The following is a 20,806-nucleotide window of genomic DNA, read 5'->3' on the forward strand; positions in this document are numbered from 1 at the left end:
AAAACCAAAATCCAGGAGGCAAAAACCGTGCAAAAAAAACTAGTAGGACTCATAATACTGCTCGCAGCACTGTTAGCAGGCTGTGGCTCATTACATGTCGACCTCAACCAAGACGGATCGGCGATGTTCACGTATGAAGTGGAAATGGATGGTTTCGTAACAGAGCAAGAAATCGAAAGAGAGATTAACGATGGAGTCGCACAAGCGAATAGTTACGCAGGCGAAGAAGTGGCGAATGTGCGAAGAATTCAATCAAGAAACGGAGTAGTAAGAGCAGAAGTAGAATTCCATAATCTCTTCTTTGACTCTAATTCACTTTTTGTACCAGTAGAAGATATGTTACGTTACCGCCCGGATTTGGTTACATCACTCTATCCTGTTGAAGGAGTCGATGAACTGGATATTACAGAAGGCTCTGTTGATAGCCTGCCAATCGTAGTTCTGAATAACCTTGATAACTCACTTGAAACGACGATTACGGTACCAGGTAACGTGCAGTACCTGTCTGGTGGGAGTTTAGTAGATGGAACGCAGGATACAATTGCTGTCGACAGTTCCAACGTATCAGTTATCTATCAACCAAGTGGAGGATCTTCTGGAATTCTCTTAACAATCTTAATCGTAGCAGGACTTGGAGTTGCTGGATATTTTGGCTTTAAGAAATACAAAAATGGAACATTGCCATTTCTAGCAAAAAAAGAGCAAGGTGGTGTAAGCAATGACAATTGGTAAAAAAATAATGAAACCTTTGTTCGTTCTCGTACCAGCTTTAGCATTGGTAGGCTGTGGTGGACCAGATGCGACCTATGAAAACTTGATGAGTCAAGCTGATCACCACAGTGCAGAACTAGAGATGGATGAAGCAGTTGCCGTATATCAAGAAATCTTGGAAATGGATCCAAATCAACTATCATACGGACACAGCCGACTTCTCATCGTTGAAAACTTACTTGCAAATGCTGAACACTTAAAAACAAGAATCGGCGACTTGCAATCAGCAACGGATCTCTTAAAAGAAGAAGTCGAGAACATCGAGATCAATCTTGATCATGCTTCTCATGTTGCCATGGTAAAAAGCCAAATGGACGACTTGTATTATCAACTAGAAGAGTTTGCAAACACCGGGCTTTATGCTGAAGTCTTAGATATGAGAACAGAATTTGATCAAGCAGTACAAGAAAACATTATCGCTGTCTTCACAGAAGAAGTTGAAAGTGACTTAGAAGAAATGCTGTTTGAAGAAGCAAGCCAAAAAATTGATGCGATCTCAAGCCTTGAATATGCCTTCCCAGAAGTAGCAGGCGATGTTGAGAGATACCAAGAAAAAATCAGAGAAGAAGAAGAGCGTTTTATTGCATTCCCGTTAAATATTGATGCGATCAACGAGGTCGTGTATGACGAAGATTACGGAACCATTACACTAGTTGGTACCGGCGTCCGTGACGGTAGCCTAAAAGCATTCTTTAAGTTTGAAGGTGAACTAAAGGATGCAGCAGAAAACCTAGGCTTAACGACTAGATCGATTTTCGAAAATGGTGACTACAGTGATTCTGGCAATGTAAGATGGTTAGCGTACGAAGACTATATGATCGGAGAACAAACCCTTACATCAAATCTAGAATTGAACTTGCAACGTCTTGATTATCAATTTAACTTCATGGAAGACATGGAATCTCTTTCTATTGAGGCAGAAGGAACAGAGCGAATTGAAGCTGTATTGAGATTGGGCCATGATACCTTTACGGGCCCGCTGACATTCTCACAAAATGATACAACAGTATCGATTTCATCACTTGCAGTAGAAAACAACTCGATTTCGTATGAAGGAAATGTGAGTGCAACAGAAGATACTGACTTCTCAGAACGCCTATTCATTTGGCGTCCAGGAGATCGTAATCTGAATACATGGGGTTTAAATGAAACATTGTTTGCCGATATCGAGAAATCAATTGCTGGTGTCGCGAACTATGGAAGTAGCCCGTTGTTAGACATAGAAGACAAAATCTACATTGGACTCATGGATTCAGTGAAGGTGATCAACCTTCATACTGGTGAAGAAGTAACAGGTGAAACGGTGAACCTAGTCAATACCCCACACGAAACATCAGGATCTGTAACGCTTAACTATGATGGCAGTCAAAACTCGTTCTATCGTGACGCTGAAGGCGAGACATTCGTGAATGTCTTTGCGATGCAAGAAAGCCGTGGATGGGGATCCTCAGCTGGGCATGTTACCTTCCACTTAGGCGAAGCGTTTGAAACGTTCAACGCCCAACTCGCTATTGACGCACGCTACGCAAGCTCAGACTACGGAGCAAGCGACGTGATCATACTCGCTGACGGTGAAGAGATCGAGAAAATCACACTCGGATCAGAAGCAGAAACAAGAGAAATAGAACTAGACGTAAGTGATGTCGCAACACTCGAAATCACAGTAGAACAAGAACAAGGCGACGAAGGCCGCCAAATCGTCCTACTAGGAAACGGCACACTGCAAATGAAGTAACTGAAAAAGGTTGTTTTTTACCTTTTTCAGTTGCTAATGCCATGTGCGAAGCCGCCGTATTCCTTTAAGCTTTTTGAGTGGTTTCCTCAAAAAGCGCACGGCGAGAGAAGCCATGGCCCTTCTTTGAACCTACCCGAGCGTCCTTGCCTTTAGATCATTTGTCTCTTGCTTAAATCTTCAAAAGGTACGGCTTTAATAAAGAAGGGCCAGTCCCCGCTGCACTGCTGCACAGCAGCGTCGGGACTGGCCCACTAGCATTACAGCATTCCGAATTACACGGTCTATGATTTAATTGAAACTTGGATCAGCCAACCGATGACAGAAGACTACGATCAGTAGGTTAATAATAGTTTTATATAGCAGGGGGAGAACAGGAGGGTGTTCTCTCTTTTTTTGTGCTGTTTTTTTGGACAAAAATGATTCTCCTGATTAAAAAAAGTATATCTGCATCCCAGCATAATCAGCAATCTCCTCTGATCCTGGCAGGTAGGCACTTGCCTCTTGAAAAGCGGGATAATTTATTATGTTTTCGAAATAGTCTGTCAGAAATGCTGACAGGATAGCTGAAAAAGTGTTTAAGGTCCTTTAATATGATCTTTGTAAGAGAAAGACATGATTAGTAGAAATTTAATTGTGATCACAAATCACGAATCACACAAACGTCTCGCAAAATCTTACACTTCTAATTGAATAATAAACTTTTAATTGTGATCACAAATCTGTTATCACAACAAAATAGGTGGGGTGTCCATGGAAAAAGAATATATTTCATTATCAACGGTAAGTACGGAGGTGTATGACCGGCTTCGCTATCAGATTGCAATTGGGAAAATACAGCCGGGAGAACGGATTACGATTAGGCAAGTTTCTGAGAAATTTGGCGTAAGTACCATGCCGGTCAGGGAGGCGTTAAGGAGACTGCAAGCGGAAGGATTTGTTTTCTATGAGAAGCGCAGCGTGATCGTTCGCAGCTTATCATTGGACGAAGTTGTACAGTTATTTGCAATCCGTAAGCGACTAGAGACGCTTGCGATCGAATGGGCAATGCCGAAGATCGCACCTGACCAATTGGAGGAGTTAAAAGATCTTGTCACTCAAATGGATGATGCAAGGCGATCTAATAGCGATTGGCAGCAGTTAAACCGTACGTTTCATCTAGCCATCTATGAATGTGCAAATTCTCCTTCCCTTATTCAGTTGGTCACAAATGTCTGGGATAAAGTGACACCGTATATGTACATTTACAGTCAGTTTGTTCCATCGCTTGAGTCTTCTCAGGACCAGCATTATTTAATTGTAAAATACATCGAACAACAAAAGATTGAAGAGTTAATAGGTGTTATCATTGAGCACTTGGATGATACCTGTCAAGCGATTATCAAAGGCTTTCCTGCAAAATGAAAAGATTGAATATTCGGTCTATTTATAGAGAGTAATAAAGGAGGAAGAAAAAATGGGACTAATTGAAAAAGTGAAAAGCGCACAAACCGAAGAGTATGCACACGGCCCGGTGCCGACAGACAGAAGGAGACATTGGATCCAAATCGCTGTCATTTGGATGGGCTTTACGATGGCTGCCTCACTGGCAGCGCTTGGAGGAGTTGTTGGGCAAGGAGTCGGAATTCAAAAAGGGTTAATTGCCATTTTTATCGGAAACTTGCTGTTATTCATTTACGGGTCGCTGATCGGCTATATTTCATTTAAAACAGGATTGAATTTCCATTTAGTTATTAAGCGAAGTTTTGGTTCGAAAGGATATTTACTTGTTTCTTGTATTATGTCGTTATCGGTTCTAGGTTGGTTCGCCGTTCAAGCTGATATGTTCGGGGTGTTGCTATCAACATCGTTGCTTGAAGGCGTTCCTCGTTGGGTGATCACGCTTGGTTTTTCGCTTTTGTTCATGCAAACAGCTTTATTAGGATATAAAGCAATGGTTGTTCTAAGTTATCTCGTTGTTCCGAGTTTCTTAATTTTAGGTACATTGGCATCGTATCAAATGTTTACTGATTCGTCTGTGACATTCGCTTTTTCCGGTGGTGAAGGCGAGATGGGAATGGGCGTTGCGGTTTCGTTAGTAGCAGGTGCATTCATTGCTTCAGCAACTATGACAGGTGACTTTGTTCGTTGGGCTCGCAGCGCAAAGGATATTATCATTATTCATTTTCTCGCATTCATCGTTGGGTTAGGTTCTGCAATGGTCTTTGGACTTTTCCTTTCTGCATCAGGACACGGTACAGATATTTTTACAGCTTTGATTGCTTTAGGGTTGATCGTACCTGGGGTGCTAATGACAGCATTAAACTTATGGTCAACATGTGATAATTGCTTGTATAATGCAGGACTTGGCTTTACGAACCAATTATCCACCATTTTAAAAAGAGATGTGTCAGAGAAAAAAGTTTTGCTCGTGCTGGGGGTTGCCGGTGCTGTCATAGCATCGATCGGGGCATTTGGAAAGTTTGAGCAATGGCTTGAGCTTCTCGGAGTCGTGATTCCACCTGTGGGCGGGATTATCATCGCGGACTTTTACTTTGCTTACCGTAATAAGTTACAACGCTTTAAAACAGAAGGATCATTTATTCCAACAGTCAATCGCACAGCCTTTTTATCATGGGTCATAGCAAGTGTGGTTGCCTTTACGATCCAAACATTGTATCCATTTATCCCGTCAGCATATGTCGGAGTACTTGTCGGTGGAATGTTGTACTTTGTCTTTGAAAAAATGAAAAAACAATCAAGCAATCCATTAGACGATACAAAAATTGCGTAAATAACGAAAGGGGTATGAAATATGATTGAAGCAAAACCATACAACTGGCCTTATGATTACGAGTTAGTCCCGGAAAGAACAGCGTTAATTGTTATTGATATGCAGACAGACTTTTGTGGATACGGAGGGTATGTGGACCGGATGGGATATGACTTATCACTGACAAGAAGAGCGATTGAACCGATAAAAAATCTGTTATCAGTTGCCCGAGAAGTACCAGGTTTTACGGTGATTCATACAAGGGAGGGGCATAAACCTGATTTATCAGACTTACCCGCAAATAAAAGATGGAGAAGCAAGAAAATCGGGGCAGAAATCGGCTCTAAAGGTCCAGCTGGCCGCATCTTAATTCGCGGGGAGAAAGGCCATGAAATCATTGATGAACTTGCTCCAGAAGAAGGGGAGATCATCATTGATAAGCCAGGTAAAGGAAGCTTTTATGCAACTGATTTAGATTTGATTTTACGAACGAAAGGAATTACGCATCTTATTTTAACGGGAATTACAACAGATGTGTGCGTTCATACAACGATGCGTGAAGCAAATGACCGCGGGTATGAGTGTTTACTATTAGAGGACTGCACAGGAGCAACAGATCATGATAATCACCTAGCGGCCCTTAAAATGGTGCAAATGCAAGGCGGGGTATTTGGAAGTGTCAGTTCCTCAGAAAAAGTCATTCAAGCTCTGGCTTCAAGTACGGTGAAGGCATAACTTTATTTTTAAGGGAAAAGTAGGTGTGAAAAAATGAAAACAACGATGTTACCTGAAAAACTAACGGTCGAATGGCTACGTGAAAAGTATCTATCAGATGAATTAACACCAGAAGAGGTGGTAGCCGAGATTATTGAACGGGCAACTGCTGATGCCTCGATGAATATTTGGATTACAGCGCCGGCACAAGAACTTGTGAAGCCGTATCTTGAAAAGTTGGAGGCTCTGCCAAAAGATAGTTTCCCACTATGGGGCATTCCATTTGCGGTGAAGGATAATATAGATGTTGCAGGAATACCGACAACAGCAGGCTGTCCCGATTTTTCCTATACACCGGCCGACCATGCTTACGTGGTTGAGCGCCTTATTGCAGCAGGGGCCATTCCGATTGGAAAAACGAATTTAGACCAGTTTGCAACAGGGTTAGTCGGAACGAGAAGCCCTTATGGCGAGACACATAACGCTTTGCGCGAGGAACTGATCAGCGGCGGCTCTAGCTCAGGTTCTGCCGTCGCTGTGGCAAGGGGGCAAGCCGTGTTTTCCCTTGGAACAGATACAGCCGGGTCAGGGCGTATACCAGCGCTGTTAAATGGACTCGTCGGCTATAAACCGAGTGTCGGCGCCTGGTCAACAAAAGGAGTCGTTCCGGCCTGTGAAAGTCTTGATTGCATAAATGTCTTCAGCCATAGTTTAGAGGAAGCCCTGCTGGTTGATAAAGTAGCAAGAGGCGTCAACGACGAAGATCCATGGTCGCGTAAATTTCCGGTTCCGGGAATGAAACTCCCAAATGTGTTTTTCATCCCGAAAGAACCAATCCATTTTTATGGACCTTATGCAAAAGAGTACCGTCAAGCGTGGCATAAATCATTGGAGCACTTAAAAGGGTTGAACGTTCCAATTAAATATATTGATACGGATCTGTTTAAAGAAGCTGCAGTTTTATTGTACAACGGCCCATGGGTGGCAGAAAGATGGGCTGCTTTGGGAGAGTTTATTGAAGCGAATCCAAACAAAACATTTCCAGTGACAGAAGAAATCATCCGTACGGGTGAAAACAAAGGTTACACGGCTGCTTCTTTGTTTAAGGCTCAGTATAAGTTGCAAGAGCTTAAACTGAAAGCACGCAGGTTACTTGAAAATGGCGTTCTCGTCATGCCGACAGCAGGAGGAACGTGGACACGTGAACAAGTGAGGGAAAACCCGGTTGCGACAAACAGTTATATGGGGCAGTATACCAATCATTGCAATTTATTAGATTTATGTGCTGTCGCTATACCGGCCGGGGAGGCAGCAGAGAGGGTCCCGTTTGGCCTTACGTTGTTTGCACTTAGTGAAAATGAGGATTTCATTTGCGGAGGGGCAGATCGTTTCTTGAAGCGGCAGGCAAATGAAACAACGCTTGTGGCTGTTTGCGGCCTGCATATGACGGGGTATCCTCTTGAAAAGCAAATGCTGGAGTTTGGCGCGCGTTTTGTGAAGGAGACGAAAACGGCGGCAGCTTATCAAATGGTTAAACTACCAACAGTTCCTGCCAAACCGGGCTTAATTAAGCAGCAAAATGGAGGACAATCGATTGAAATCGAATTATGGGAAATGCCACTTGAGCAGTTTGGCGCCTTTACTGCTACGATAATGGCCCCACTAGGGATCGGCAAAGTCGAGCTTTCAGATGGCACAGAAGTACCCGGCTTTGTTTGTGAAGCTTACGCAGCAAAAGGCGCCGAGGATATCTCAGCAGCAGGGGGCTGGAGACGCCACCTGGAAAGCACTAGGGTCTGTCCCGCTGGGCTTGCGTGACTATAAATTACTAGTATTTGCAGGCCACTGAAAAAGGGTGCTATTCCCTTTTTCAGTGGCCTGCAAGCAATGCGCGGAGCCGTTACCCTCTTTTGAAAGCCTTTCTATGAGTGGGTTTCTCATAGAAAGGCGCGTAACGTGCGAAGCCATTGCGCTTCCATGAAACTACCCGAGAGCCCTTGCCTTAAGATCTTGTTCCTTCTGCATATAAAATGTATACTAGCAAACTCCCGAACTCACTCAATCTACAAAATGACTATACTCTATTACGACCTGAAAAAAACAGAAAAAGTCAAAGCCAACAGGACAAACACATTAGGATTTCTAGAAGCCAGTGAAAAAGGTGTTTTTACCTTTTTCACTGGCTTTAATGCCATGTGCGAAGCCGCCGTATCTTTAAGCTTTTTTGAGTGGTTTTCTCAAAAAGCGCACGGCGAGTGAAGCCATGGCCCTTCCTGGATTTACACGAGTGTCCTTGCCTTTAGATCTTGTTCCTTCTATATATAAAAGCGTGTACTAGCAAACTCCCCAACTCACTCAACCACAAAATTCTACAATCTATTACGACCCGAAAAAAACACCGAAAAAGTCAAAGCCAACAGGACAAACACATTAGGATTTCTAAGCCTTTTATTCGCCATAAGGACTCCTCCCACAACTTAGTAGACACATATAAAATCTATATATGGAATGTACCTTAAACCTAACCCATCAACCACCTCACCCTATCACTCAAGAAAAAAACACCGAAACAGCAAGCACCAACAACGTCAAAACCCCTGGATTCTTCAACTTTCTCCTTCTCATATACACTCCTCCTCCTCATTCATTTGTTACACTAATCATACCAACAAGCCCCGCACCTGTATCGAATCTCGTCAGCATATCTAACAAACAAAATACACATATAAAATACATCTTTATCAGACTAAAGAAGTGTCTGTCCCTGCTTTCCTACTGCACAGCACCAACGCGGTGTCTGACCCCAATCCCGAGAATCTAGTAACCCCATACTCTCGCGCGAAATTTGTAACATAAAAGTAACTAGTAAATTTGTCCATTAAATAGTAAAATTAACTAAAAATTATAGATTATGTTGAAAGAGGAGGTTATCTGTAGATGAAACAAGTATCAGCGCTACGCAAAGTAGTTCTTTCGTCTACATTTGCTACGGGTATTTTGCTAGCAACCCCACATGTAGCAGATGCAGCTCTTGGCGACCAAACACTGCGCCAAGGTATGAGCGATCCAGACGTTAAGGACTTGCAAGACGCATTAAAGAAAAAAGGATTTTTCGGTCATCCTGAATCAACAGGGTATTACGGCACGATTACTGCAAGTGCTGTCCGTGAATTCCAAAGATCACATAATTTGCAAGTAGACGGCATTGCCGGCCCACAAACATTAGGGAAGCTATTAGATTTAATGGGTGATAAAGCTCCATCGTCGAGCTCATCAAACTCATCTTCAACTGCATCATCTTCTTCATCTTCTTCGTCAACATCTGCATCCATCACAGGCCTATTACGTGTGGGCTCAAGTGGTGCACAAGTTGAAGAACTGCAACGCAAGATGAAAGAGCAAGGCTTCTATTCTGCGAAAATTACAGGGCAGTTCGGACGCCAAACAGAACAAGCTGTTCGCGATTTCCAACGTGCGGCAAGAATTACGGTAGACGGCATTGTCGGCCCACAAACACTATCTCATTTAATCAATGAGCCAACAGCGAACCAAGCAAGCTACGACACGAGCCAAACGGTAGATCGCAATCAACAAACTGCAACATCAACAACATCAACAATCCTGCGTGAAGGCAGCGGTGGACAAGCAGTTACTAACTTACAACAACAGTTACGCTCAGTCGGCGTATTTGATAGAGAGCCGACAGGCTACTATGGAAGTATCACGACAACAGCAATACGTAACTTCCAACGATTACATAACTTACGAGTAGATGGAATCGCAGGCCCACAAACAATCGGCAAGCTAAGCGAAGTTGCAACAAACAAGTCATCGTCATCAAGTGCGTCTAGTAGTTCATCTAGTAGCTCGTCAACAGTGCAACAAACATCACGCTCTAGTAACTCATCTGCACTAGTGACAAACCTAGTCGCAGAAGCAGCTAACCACATCGGCGTACCATACTTATGGGGGGGCACGACAGTATCTGGGTTCGACTGCAGTGGGTTCACTCAATACGTCTTTAGACAACAAGGCATCTCGATACCACGTACAGTCGCGCAGCAATGGAATGCAGGAACGACTGTTTCAAAACCACAAGTAGGAGATATGGTTTTCTTTGAAACATACACAAGTGGCCCGTCTCATAACGGCATTTATATTGGCAACAACCAATTCGTACATAGTGGATCTTCAACAGGTGTTACGATTACGAGTATGAATAATAGTTATTGGAAAGAGCGGTATCTTGGAGCGAAGAGAATGCATTAGAAAAAAAGACTTGTTTTCTTTTAATTTAAGAAAACAAGTCTTTTATAATACAAATGAAGTAACCATACGAGGCCCACGTGGAACATAAGTAATTGATTTATATAGAGGTAACTTTTTTAATTCTCTCCAATCACAGCTTCTGCAATATTAACTGAGTGATCACCAATACGTTCTAAATTACTAACAATATCTACAAATATTATACCGGCAGAACCTGAACACTTACCTTCGTTAATTCGCTGAATATGTTGCTTACGGAGTTTTCGTTCCATCTTATCAATCTTTTCTTCCTTTTCCAGAACAGAACGCGCCATATCCCCGTCTATAAGCTCTAATGATTGAATAGCTTCTTTCAAAGTGGAAAGTGTTAACTCCGACATCTCACGTAAGTCTTCAAGCGCTTTGTCTGAGATATCGACTTTATTAGTTTTTTGGTAATCTTTTAACTCAACTATATTTTCAATATGGTCACCAATTCGCTCTATATCACGGATCGTATTCATTAACATCGAGTGCAACTTTGAATCGTGGGCAGATAATGAACGAGATGAGATTTGGATTAAGTAATCGGTAATTTTCCTGTCAAGATTATTTATTGCTTCTTCGAACTGAATAGACATTTCTGCATGTCGCTTTTGTCCAGTTTCCAAGTATTGGCTGACCTCATGCAAACCTCTTTCAGAGAACTCAGCCATACGTAAAACCTCTTGCTTAGCTTGTCCAAGGGCAATGGCTGGAGAACTTTTGATAAAGCTAGGGTCCAAATGCTTTGCTTTATATTCAATACTGTAATCATCACCTGGAACCATCTTAGTTACAATTAACGCTAATAAAGCAACAAATGGCAATTGAATTAACGTGTTAGACACATTAAAAATACCATGAGCAAAGGCAATAGTCATTGGGTGATTAAGATTTAATTCTAATGCTATAAAACTAACTAGACTTAAGAAGACTGGGAAAATAATTATAACAATAATTGTTCCTATTAAGTTAAAAATAACATGTGTTAAAGCAGCTCTTTTCGCTGCTACAGATGCTCCTATTGAAGCAAGAATAGCTGTAATGGTTGTACCAATATTATCTCCAAAAAGTACAGGTAGTGCTGCATCAAGTGTCATAGCGCCTTGTTCATATAATTGCTGTAACAATCCAATTGAGGCACTGGAGCTTTGAACAGCAACTGTGAAAATAGTACCAATTAAGACACCTAAAAGAGGGTTTTCACTCATGCTCACTGTTAGCTCAGCAAATGCTTCTAAATCACGAAGAGGCTTTAATCCTTCTCCCATAAGGTCTAGACCATAAAAAAGGGCACCAAATCCGAAAACAACCTGCCCGATATTATTGATTTTCTTAGCTTTTATAAAGAAAATTAATGCAGCACCAATTGCAATAATTGGTAAGGCATAGGCAGAAATTTTAATACCGATGATAAAAGCCGTAACCGTTGTTCCAATATTGGCTCCCATAATGACACCAATTGCTTGTTTTAAAGTCATAAATCCGGCGTTTACAAGTCCAATAGTAAGAACAGTTGTCCCTGTGCTAGTTTGCAGAAGTACCGTTACAAATATACCGGCAAATACTCCCATAACAGGGTTAGTTGTAAACTTATCGAGGACATCACGAAGACCTTCACCGGCCACTTTTTGTAGGCCATCTCCCATGTATTTAATACCGAATAGGAAGATACCTAAGCCTCCAAAAAACATGAACAAGAGCGTTTGTAAATCCAAAAATCTCATCCCTTCGTATCTTGATGTTATAGATTTTATTTTTAAAACAGATTAACTTGTAACGCGTCTAGTCTATTGTTAGATTCATGCATCTAAGTAACTAAACAAATATAATAATAGATTCTTGGTAATTATAATGAAAGAAAGTTACATGGGCAACCAATTTACGACAGTAAGTTTTTACAATTTATTACATAGGCAATCATAATCTAAGAATAAAAACATACAAATATCAAAAAAAGAGGGTTAGAGTATGGTCTTTCCTCTATCCCGAATTGTTTGTGATGTTCCTTCCTTTAATTGTTTTGCATAAAGTATTGCATCATATAACTTGCCCAAATACGGTGACCATCTTCATTCGGGCGCCCGTTCTCAATAAAGTCGTTGAGTGTCTCGTCAGTTATAGTAGGCCAAGCCTCCCAATGATTGGCGTACGGATAACCATGGTTTTCTGAGAACTCTTTTAATTTATTAATTTGCTCAGAGTAAAAATTCGCACCATATATAGGATTGGATGGAACGATAATAATCGTTGTATTTGGTAGCGCTGTTTGAATCTCCTCTAATCGTAATTCTAGTAGCTCAAGTGACTGTTCAATCCTAATATTAGAATTGTCGTTTAAAAGTAGAGGTTCATAGATTAGTATGTCTGGTTCAGTCGAAAAAATCTGTTGGATATTTTCATCTGTTACTTCTAAAGAAGTTGCTCGACCTAGGTTAATAGTTGTTTTATTAATTTGTGAGTCTGGCAATAATTCTGAAATTTCATTTGAGACAAGTACAGGCCAGGCTTCATCTGGGTTATCAGGATTTGCGATTGATAATGAACCAAAGAAAGTTATATTAACTTCTTTATTGTATTTAAGGTTGCCAATGACACCTTCTATATCTTCACTGGCTAGGAACTCGTTTTGTTCAGCTTGTGTAGCATTAACTTCGTATGTATGTTCATAATAAAAATAATGACCAGCCATTAAAAGAAGGATCAACCCTGGAAGTAAGACAAATGTTACAAAGTGTTTCATAATTAATATCGTATCCTTTCAAAAAAGTTAAAGTGACCTAAGTAAAAGGAAGAGCCTAAGACCCCTCCTTGCTTCCTACTCAGTTTTTTCATCATCATTTTCTTTAATAGTTTCAGCTTCCTTCTTGCTCTCTTCAACTTCAACCTTTTCAAAGACGGCTTTAATTGACATATTAGAATGGATGGAAATGTTCATTGTCTTTGAATTGCCCGTTGCGTCGCCTTGCCAACCTACAAAACTCCAACCGTCATTAGGCTCTGCTGTTAACCTGATTTCATTGCCTTCTTTAAAGGAATTCCCACTTTTATTTTTAGAAACTATTCCATTACCTTCTGTTGATGTTATTAAGGAGTATTCAACTGGTTTGGGATCCTCAATAAATATAGCTTTTACGTTTTTATTACTATTCATAGTTAAAGTTATAGTTGATGAGTTCCCGGAAGCATCTCCTTCCCAATGACTAAATGACCAGTTATTTTTTGGTGAAGCTGTAAGAGTTAGTCTCTTACCTTCGTTATATTTATTTTCATTTGAGCTTCTACTGAGGCTACCTTCACCTGAAGTTGAAGTTGTAAGGGCATAACTTTTGGGTTCAGGCTCTCGTTCAGGTTTCACTTCTAATTCTGGGTCTTCATGGCTGTCTTTTTTATTTACTTCTGGTGTAGATGAAGTTTCCTTTTTAACAAAAATAGCTTGGATACTTTTATTATCATCCATTCGGACAGTAATATTTGAGTTAGTGCTAGAAACGGCACCTGACCACCTCACGAACTCCCAGCCTGCATCGGCTTGTGCAGTTAGTGCAACTGTTTCATCAGTATTAAAATGAGTGGAGTTAGAACTGCGTATAATAGTTCCTTGTCCATTTGTTGAGGTCGCAAGTTGAAACCCCTGTTCGTGTTGTTGCTTTTCTTCAAAAATTGCTTGGATGTTTATGCTTTTATCCATAATAACCGTTTTCGGATTTTCAGTACCGGAAAGGTCACCAGTCCATCCAGCAAACTCCCAACCTTCTTGAGGGACTGCTTCTATTATAACTTCGCTATTAGGTTCAAAAGAGTGAGTGTTAGGGTTAGTAAAAATGGTTCCATGGCCAATTACTTCAGAAAAAATTGATTTATTTTCACCATCAATCCGTAAGGAGATCGTCTCTTCCAGCCCTTGAAATGAAACGGTAAGTTCTTCAGTTCCTTCTTCAAGTGGAATAAAACTAGCACTTGTTTGACCTTCGTGAACATTTAAGGAGCCCAACTTTTTTGTTAATGACCACTCTGGAGTGATAGGCATTATATCACCATTGAAATCTCTGCCTTCAAGAAAAATATCAATATGTTCATTTACAGAATATGTGCTTTTTTCACTATAAGAAATAGTGATCTCCTTAACTACTTGATCTAGCACATCGATTTCTAGCTCCCTTGTTAAGGTTCCTGCATTGGCATAAACTTGAAGACTACCAGTTTTTAATGCAGAAAGTCTAGCTTCTGAGTTTTCACTAACAGAAAAGGTAACAATCTCATTGTTATTTATACTCCAATCAGCTTTAAGTGGAATATGACGGCCTTGCTCATCAATCCAAACAAGAGTAAGTTCTACGTCAAATCCTGACTGTATGTACGCTCGATTAGGGTGAATAACAATATTTTCATTAATAGACTTAAATTGATTCTTTAACTCGGTATCACCAGTAACTTCAATGCCCATTTGCATAATAGAAAAAGCAGAAAAAACATCTGACTGACTCATATAGAGTTGACCTAAGAAAGAGTAGAAGATAGGTTCAGTCTCAAGTAGATCTATACCTTCCAGTATTATAGATTCTGCATTCTCAAGCTGAGCTAACTCAACGTAACTGTTAGCGGCTCCGATTCTTGCTTCAACGTTAAGAGGATCAATGTCTAAAGCCTTTAGATATTCATCAAGACTTTTATCAAAAGCCTCTTGTTCATACCAACTCTTTGCATCCTCTAGTACCTCCGGCAAGGAACTTGCTTGTACAGAAAAAATAATAAGGATACTAACCAAAAATGCTACCGTCGAAGTACTTACAATAAATAGCCTCTTATTAAGCATAGCAAACCCTTTCCTTATAAAATATGAATTTCACTAACCTGATTATAGTAGCAATATAAAAAGAGTGGAAGGAAAAATGTAAAAAAAGCACATCTGTTACCTAATTTTGTCGTTTTTTCATCTACGAAAGTTGTGTTATGATTATTTTTATGCATTACGTTGTAACTAAAAATGTTTAGGGAAATAAAAAAAGTATAAAAAAATATGGTACAATACAATCTGGAAATTAATTTGAAAAGAAATCCCTCATTTACTTTTATAATGAGAGTAAAAATCACTAAGTAGAGGCTATTCATGCGAAAACTAGATTTTTCAGTTTTATTAGTTGTAAAGAATGAGAAAAATTATATAAGCCGTCTTTTGCGCTCCTTTTGTGGTCAGAATTACCCTAGGGAAAAGTATGAAATTATTGTAATAGATGGCGAATCAACAGATGGTACACTAGATATTGTTAAGCATTATGTTGACAATAACCCTGGTTTCATAAGATTGTATAATAATCCGGGTAAAACTCTGCCGGTTGGTTGGAATATTGGAATTAATAAGGCTAAGGGTGCCTACGTTCTAAGGGTTGATGGACATGCTAATGTACCAAACAACTTCTTGAGAAATTATAAAGAAGTTATCTTAAAGAAACCTGAAGCTTCGTGCGTCGGTGGTATTATTGTTTCAAAGGGATTAGGTTTTCAAGGTGAAGTAAATGAATATGTATACTCTCATCCCTTTGGAGTTGGTAATTCAAAGTTTAGGACATTGACTAATCAATGTCATTGGGAAGGCTTTGTTGATACAGTTCCTTACGGCGCATATAAGGCTGAGATCTTTAAACAGTGCGGGCTTTTTAACGAAAAATTAAAACGTAATGAAGATTTAGAGATGCACCGTAGAATGCAAAAAAAAGGTGCAACCTTTTTCTTGTCGACAAAAATTAAGTCAACCTATTATGTTAGGGACACATTCAAAGGACTAACTATGAAATCCTTGGGAGACGGGATATGGACAATGATTGCTAACCAAATCTCACCAGGTTCTTTAAAAATAAGACATCAGGTTCCATTATTTGCGTTTCTGGCTGGCTTGTTCTTATTTGTGGGCTCTTTTTTTCATTGGTTTTTTCTTTCTATTTTAATTATGACGTTTGTTTTGTATTCTGCTTTGAATCTTATAAGTAGTTTCCCAATAGTCAAAAAAAAGGGATGGAAATTTCTTGTTCCTTGTATGATTAACTTTTTTACTACTCATTTCTTAAGAGGGTTGGGCTCATTTTTAGCTTTTTTCAAACCAGAGTATTGGTTTTTTAAATGGAGTTTATATAAAGAGGCGCCGTCAAGATTTGCAAATAAATAGATAACATTAAGGTTGAGATAAATGCGAGAAATTTTTAAATATAAGCAACTTTTATACTATCTAGTACACAAAGAATTAAAAGTTAAGTATCGTAATACAATGTTTGGGTATTTTTGGTCCTTGCTTGAACCACTTGGACTGATGATTATTTATACAATTGTTTTCTCTTTGATTTTGAGATTTGGTATAGAGAATTACTCACTCTTTCTACTATCAGGGTTAATTCCGTGGATGTTTATGAGTCAATCTGTTTTAATAGGTACGAAATCTTTAACAGCGAATAGAGCGCTGATTAAAAAGGTGTACTTCCCGAGACAGCTTTTTCCTCTAACAACAGTCACGACAAATTTAATTAACTTAGGCGTTTCGTTATTATTAGTAACTACTTACGGGATATATTTAGGGGTGACTCCTGATTTCACATCATTACTTTTATTGCCTGCTGTTATCATTATTCAATTCATTTTGGTATTAAGTGTCACACTACTGTTTTCCTGTTTAAATGTATTTTATCGAGATGTTGAATTTATGAGTAACTTAGGCATGAGAGGGTGGATGTATTTATCACCAATTATCTATCCGATCTCTGTTATTCCTGAACAATACTTAAGTCTTTATATGTTAAATCCGATGGCAACAATAATCTCAATGTATCATTACATTTTTTATGGTGGAGAACTAATACCTATGGCATCGATTATTTATTGCGTATTAATAACTTTTTTACTCTTTATTCTTTCTTGGAGATTGTTTAATGTCATGAGTAGAGATATGGGAGAAGTGATTTAGTGATGAACGCGATTGAGGTAAAGAATGTTTATAAGGCGTTTAAAAAGTCTTATGACAAAACAATAAAAGGCAGTTTTTTATCTTTGGTACGAAAAGAAAAAAGGTATGAGAAATTCCAAGCTCTGGATGATATTTCATTTGATGTGAAAAAAGGTGAAGCATTTGCGATTGTCGGTAAAAACGGGGCTGGTAAGAGTACCCTTTTTAAAGTAATATCTGGAATCGTAACACCTAATAATGGGACTATAAATTTGAACGGCACATTAATTCCTTTAATTGAATTAGGTGCGGGGTTAAGTAGAGATTTATCCGGTGTAGAAAATATTAAGTTGAACTGTGCAATCTACGGTAAAAATAAAACTGAAATAAATGAGATGATCCCAAAGATTATTGAGTTTGCAGAATTAGGAAAAGATATCGAAGGGCCCGTTAAATTTTACTCCTCAGGTATGAAAGCGAGATTAGGTTTTGCAATTGCTGTTCATATTGATACAGATATCATCTTAGTTGATGAGGTTTTAGCTGTAGGTGATAAAGATTTCAGAATGAAATGTTATAAAAAGATAATTGAACTAAAGAAAAATGGTAAAACAATTGTAATCGTCTCTCATAGTCTTAGACCTTTAAGGAAGATTTGTGATAGAGCAATGATTCTGCAAACAGGCAAAGTAGCAGCTATTGGAGAGGTTAATGAAATTATCGACGATTATGAAGCTAATTATTAAAAGTATTTTAGTGTTGATTATCAAATAACCTCTCTAGTAATCTAGAGAGGTTATTTTTTAGTATCGATAAATCCATAAGGAGGAAATATGAAGCAGACATTATCAATAGTACTTGGATTATTTATTTTGGTTTCTGGTTATTTTATCTATGAAACGGTTGTTAAAAAACAAGATCTCGAAATTCATTTTATTGATGTTGGGCAGGGTGATAGTACGTTTATAATCTTACCGAATAGTAAAAATTTGTTGATTGACGCCGGACTTCCAGAATCCGGAGAGAAAGTGGTGTCTTACTTAAAAGGGCTAGGAATAGGTTCTATTGATAAGTTAGTTATGACACATCCACATTACGATCATATCGGTGGAGCAGTTGAAGTGATGAGTCAATTTGATGTGATTGAACTAATTGACAGTGGTGCGGAGCATACAACAGAGACATTTGCCAATTATATTGACTATGTAATTGAGAATGATGTATCTATAACTTTTGCCGAAGTGGGTGGCGAAATAGAGTTGGATAGAGATGTTTCAATAAAAATTATTAACAGTTTTGCTGAGGGGGATAGCTTAAATGATGGATCTATTGGATTTCACCTCACGTACAAAGATTTTACCTTTCTAACTGCGGGAGACGCAGAGGAAAAGGCCGAAGATCGCATTATTACGAACTTTCATGTTGAATCCGATGTTCTTAGGGTGAACCATCATGGTTCTAGAACGAGTACAACTGAGAAGTATCTAGAAGCAGTCCAACCAAAAGATGCGATAGTTAGTGCTGGTTTAGATAATGAATATGGTCATCCACATCAGAGCGTGGTAGAAAGGTTATTCAACCATGGTATTGCCGTGTATAATACAGCTGAATTTGGCGATATAGTATTAACATCGGATGGTCACTCCTATGGAATTAAATTCAATTCCGATAAAATATTAAGAGATTTAACAACAAATTAATAAAAAACTGGTCGTGTTTGGCGTTCTATTATGCCAGTGACCAGTTTTTTCTTTCAAAAAAGGCATTTCAAAGTTTTTGCACTTTAATACTCAAGTTACCATGTTGTGTAAAATAGAGCTGTATTTTACTGCCTTTAAAAGTGAGTGCGGTATGGTCGAGCTTAATCAAATTTTTTTCTTTTTGTTTCCCAATTCGAATAAATTTATGGGAGTTTCCGTTGCTATAACTAACAAAAAAGTCCCAAATATCTTTTTCGTTTTTCTGTAGTGAGTAATCGATAATTTCTTTAAATGAGATATTAACCTCAAATGAAAGCGTACTATTGTTTATCCATTGAAAAAATGTATTGAATTTGATCAAACCTTCAGCATTTCTTTTTTTTGTTAGAAGAGCTAAATGGCTGTTTCCTTTAAATATTATTTCCTTATCAAATGTTAATGAACCCTTTACTGTAAAGTTAGGGTAAGATCCGTTCTCAATTTCAATCGCCATTAAATTAGGAGATATTTTAAGGAAAGGAATTCGGTTCTTTTTTTGAAAAGTCGCGCTTTTTATTACTTTAAACCACTCTAAAAGAAATTTATCTTCATTAAACTTTTGAGTACTGGTATAACAGTTTTTGCTTAATCGTTTTCGTTCATCTGAATTCGAGAGAAGTTTAACCATTGATTGTTCTAAAGCGTTAATATTATGCTTTTCGATAAGGTAACCGTTCTCGTTATGATTTATCATGTCTCTTGGGCCGTATTTTATATCGTAAGAGATTACGGGTGTACCAACAGATAAGCTTTCTAAAATGACCAAACCAAATGCTTCAGAAGACGATGCTACAACTGAGAATGCAGAACGGCTAAAAATGTGACGTGGGTTAAACGTGTAGCCTTTAATAGTAACCTGTTGCTCAAGTTTTAGTTCTTTTATTAGCTGTTTAAGAGCTTCTTCTTGTGGCCCGAAACCCCAAAGATCTAGCTTGGCTTGAGGGAAACGTTGTACAACTCCTTTAAATGCTTTGATAATATGATCAACATTTTTGCTTTGGACAAACCGAGAAATTGAAACGATCTTCCAGGGGTCTTTAACTACTTCGCCTATAGGCTTTGATTGGGTTGAGTGTGGAACCACATGGTAAGTTGTTCGGTAGCCATATTGTTTTTCTATGTCAATTTTTTGCTCCTCCGTCAACAAAACGATTGCGTCGTAGTCGTTCATATTATTAAGTGTTCTCTCATTTTCAAATGGTTCTATTAAATGAGAACTATGGATTACAACAATCTTTGTAACTAAATAATTGGGTATCGACTTAAGTACGCTATCTGTAGCCCTTGAATCGGATATAAGAACAGGGTTTTCTTCGTCTTTAAGTAACTGTTCAACCCAATATTTGCGTAATTGTGTTTTGTTTTTGAATGAGTATATTTGTTTGTTATATAACCATTCAAATTTAATTATCTTATTAGTATCTGGATTACGAAATTGAGTTAAATAATGTTGGCCATTTGCTTTATAGTATAATGTCTTTTCTATTGTTTCCTCATCAGTATTCTCAATAGTTACAACTGAGTAATCTTTAATAGATGTAAAATTACTATCAAGAGCACAGAAATCTTTCTGAGCCAAAAAATCAAAAAGATTATGAAGGTGAATATTTTTATTAAGTAAACCTAACTGATAAAGTTGTTTCCTTATGGCATCGTAGTCTAAGTCATAATCGAATGTAATAATATGAATATTTTTTGTTGTTTGAGATAAAATTCTGCCTCTTTCTAATAAAGCTTTGGTCAACCCACCTCTTTTTAATTTAATTGAACCCATCATTAAGTAAATTGTTTCATTCAAACTAATCCAGCCTCTCAGATTGCGATATTTCATAAAAAATATAACATAAGCGATAATACTTAGCGAAAGATGTAGAACA

General features: G+C 38.6%; 15 protein-coding genes. 11 read left to right on the forward strand and 4 right to left on the reverse strand.

The window, feature by feature from the left end; genetic code table 11:
* Positions 1–27: 27 nt before the first annotated feature.
* The 7 genes from AC1FXZ_RS10310 (at position 28) to AC1FXZ_RS10340 (ending at position 10,238) form a co-directional block, all read left to right on the forward strand.
* Complete coding sequence (locus AC1FXZ_RS10310; RefSeq protein WP_480053227.1) at positions 28–732, forward strand: hypothetical protein; 705 nt, start codon at positions 28–30, stop codon at positions 730–732.
* Positions 719–2,506 (forward strand): NPCBM/NEW2 domain-containing protein, encoded by a 1,788-nt coding sequence (locus AC1FXZ_RS10315; RefSeq protein WP_480053229.1) that lies wholly within the window; start codon positions 719–721, stop codon positions 2,504–2,506. The genes AC1FXZ_RS10310 and AC1FXZ_RS10315 overlap by 14 nt, the downstream gene beginning before the upstream one ends.
* Positions 2,507–3,256: 750 nt before the next feature.
* Positions 3,257–3,907 carry a GntR family transcriptional regulator gene (locus AC1FXZ_RS10320; RefSeq protein ID WP_480053231.1) on the forward strand — a complete coding sequence of 217 codons (651 nt, stop codon included), beginning with the start codon at positions 3,257–3,259 and terminating at the stop codon, positions 3,905–3,907.
* A 52-nt stretch (positions 3,908–3,959) separates the two neighbouring features.
* Positions 3,960–5,276 carry a cytosine permease gene (locus tag AC1FXZ_RS10325; RefSeq protein WP_480053233.1) on the forward strand — a complete coding sequence of 439 codons (1,317 nt, stop codon included), beginning with the start codon at positions 3,960–3,962 and terminating at the stop codon, positions 5,274–5,276.
* 21 nt (positions 5,277–5,297) lie between these two features.
* On the forward strand, positions 5,298–5,990 hold the full coding sequence (biuH, locus tag AC1FXZ_RS10330; RefSeq protein WP_480053235.1) for a biuret amidohydrolase: 693 nt from the start codon (positions 5,298–5,300) through the stop codon (positions 5,988–5,990).
* Positions 5,991–6,023: 33 nt separating this feature from the next.
* Positions 6,024–7,787: an allophanate hydrolase gene (gene atzF, locus AC1FXZ_RS10335; protein ID WP_480053237.1), complete on the forward strand. Its 1,764-nt coding sequence runs from the start codon at positions 6,024–6,026 to the stop codon at positions 7,785–7,787.
* Positions 7,788–8,906: 1,119 nt separating this feature from the next.
* On the forward strand, positions 8,907–10,238 hold the full coding sequence (locus tag AC1FXZ_RS10340) for a C40 family peptidase (protein ID WP_480053239.1): 1,332 nt from the start codon (positions 8,907–8,909) through the stop codon (positions 10,236–10,238).
* Positions 10,239–10,354: 116 nt separating this feature from the next.
* On the opposite strand, the gene AC1FXZ_RS10345 is transcribed toward AC1FXZ_RS10340, so the two are convergent.
* From AC1FXZ_RS10345 to AC1FXZ_RS10355, 3 genes are all read right to left on the reverse strand, one after another.
* On the reverse strand, positions 10,355–11,986 hold the full coding sequence (locus tag AC1FXZ_RS10345) for a Na/Pi cotransporter family protein (RefSeq protein WP_480053241.1): 1,632 nt from the start codon (positions 11,984–11,986) through the stop codon (positions 10,355–10,357).
* 287 nt (positions 11,987–12,273) lie between these two features.
* Positions 12,274–13,002: an SGNH/GDSL hydrolase family protein gene (locus AC1FXZ_RS10350; RefSeq protein WP_480053243.1), complete on the reverse strand. Its 729-nt coding sequence runs from the start codon at positions 13,000–13,002 to the stop codon at positions 12,274–12,276.
* A 75-nt stretch (positions 13,003–13,077) separates the two neighbouring features.
* Entirely contained in the window at positions 13,078–15,075 is a 1,998-nt protein-coding gene (locus AC1FXZ_RS10355) for an InlB B-repeat-containing protein (RefSeq protein WP_480053245.1), read from the reverse strand.
* Positions 15,076–15,369: 294 nt separating this feature from the next.
* Here AC1FXZ_RS10355 and AC1FXZ_RS10360 point away from each other — a divergent pair, with 294 nt between their 5' ends.
* The 4 genes from AC1FXZ_RS10360 (at position 15,370) to AC1FXZ_RS10375 (ending at position 18,890) form a co-directional block, all read left to right on the forward strand.
* Positions 15,370–16,422, forward strand: coding sequence for a glycosyltransferase family 2 protein (locus AC1FXZ_RS10360; RefSeq protein ID WP_480053247.1), 1,053 nt, complete (start codon positions 15,370–15,372; stop codon positions 16,420–16,422).
* A gap of 21 nt (positions 16,423–16,443) precedes the next feature.
* Complete coding sequence (locus AC1FXZ_RS10365) at positions 16,444–17,211, forward strand: ABC transporter permease (protein WP_480053249.1); 768 nt, start codon at positions 16,444–16,446, stop codon at positions 17,209–17,211.
* Between the two features lie 2 nt (positions 17,212–17,213).
* On the forward strand, positions 17,214–17,936 hold the full coding sequence (locus AC1FXZ_RS10370; protein ID WP_480053684.1) for an ABC transporter ATP-binding protein: 723 nt from the start codon (positions 17,214–17,216) through the stop codon (positions 17,934–17,936).
* An 87-nt stretch (positions 17,937–18,023) separates the two neighbouring features.
* A complete protein-coding gene (locus AC1FXZ_RS10375; protein ID WP_480053251.1) occupies positions 18,024–18,890 on the forward strand; it encodes a ComEC/Rec2 family competence protein in 867 nt (288 codons plus the stop codon).
* Positions 18,891–18,957: 67 nt separating this feature from the next.
* On the opposite strand, the gene AC1FXZ_RS10380 is transcribed toward AC1FXZ_RS10375, so the two are convergent.
* Positions 18,958–20,727, reverse strand: a complete 1,770-nt coding sequence (locus tag AC1FXZ_RS10380; RefSeq protein ID WP_480053253.1) for a glycosyltransferase — start codon at positions 20,725–20,727, stop codon at positions 18,958–18,960.
* Between the last annotated feature and the right edge of the window lie 79 nt (positions 20,728–20,806).

Source organism: Halalkalibacter sp. HAAS-P014, from assembly GCF_056619965.1.

Bases quoted from the DNA above. Each gene is read 5' to 3' on its own strand.
- AC1FXZ_RS10315 (WP_480053229.1), top strand. From the start codon at position 719: ATGACAATTGGTAAAAAAATAATGAAACCTTTGTTCGTTCTCGTACCA.
- AC1FXZ_RS10320 (WP_480053231.1), top strand. From the start codon at position 3,257: ATGGAAAAAGAATATATTTCATTATCAACGGTAAGTACGGAGGTGTAT.
- AC1FXZ_RS10325 (WP_480053233.1), top strand. From the start codon at position 3,960: ATGGGACTAATTGAAAAAGTGAAAAGCGCACAAACCGAAGAGTATGCA.
- biuH (WP_480053235.1), top strand. From the start codon at position 5,298: ATGATTGAAGCAAAACCATACAACTGGCCTTATGATTACGAGTTAGTC.
- atzF (WP_480053237.1), top strand. From the start codon at position 6,024: ATGAAAACAACGATGTTACCTGAAAAACTAACGGTCGAATGGCTACGT.
- AC1FXZ_RS10340 (WP_480053239.1), top strand. From the start codon at position 8,907: ATGAAACAAGTATCAGCGCTACGCAAAGTAGTTCTTTCGTCTACATTT.
- AC1FXZ_RS10345 (WP_480053241.1), bottom strand. From the start codon at position 11,986: ATGAGATTTTTGGATTTACAAACGCTCTTGTTCATGTTTTTTGGAGGC.
- AC1FXZ_RS10350 (WP_480053243.1), bottom strand. From the start codon at position 13,002: ATGAAACACTTTGTAACATTTGTCTTACTTCCAGGGTTGATCCTTCTT.
- AC1FXZ_RS10355 (WP_480053245.1), bottom strand. From the start codon at position 15,075: ATGCTTAATAAGAGGCTATTTATTGTAAGTACTTCGACGGTAGCATTT.
- AC1FXZ_RS10360 (WP_480053247.1), top strand. From the start codon at position 15,370: ATGCGAAAACTAGATTTTTCAGTTTTATTAGTTGTAAAGAATGAGAAA.
- AC1FXZ_RS10365 (WP_480053249.1), top strand. From the start codon at position 16,444: ATGCGAGAAATTTTTAAATATAAGCAACTTTTATACTATCTAGTACAC.
- AC1FXZ_RS10370 (WP_480053684.1), top strand. From the start codon at position 17,214: ATGAACGCGATTGAGGTAAAGAATGTTTATAAGGCGTTTAAAAAGTCT.
- AC1FXZ_RS10375 (WP_480053251.1), top strand. From the start codon at position 18,024: ATGAAGCAGACATTATCAATAGTACTTGGATTATTTATTTTGGTTTCT.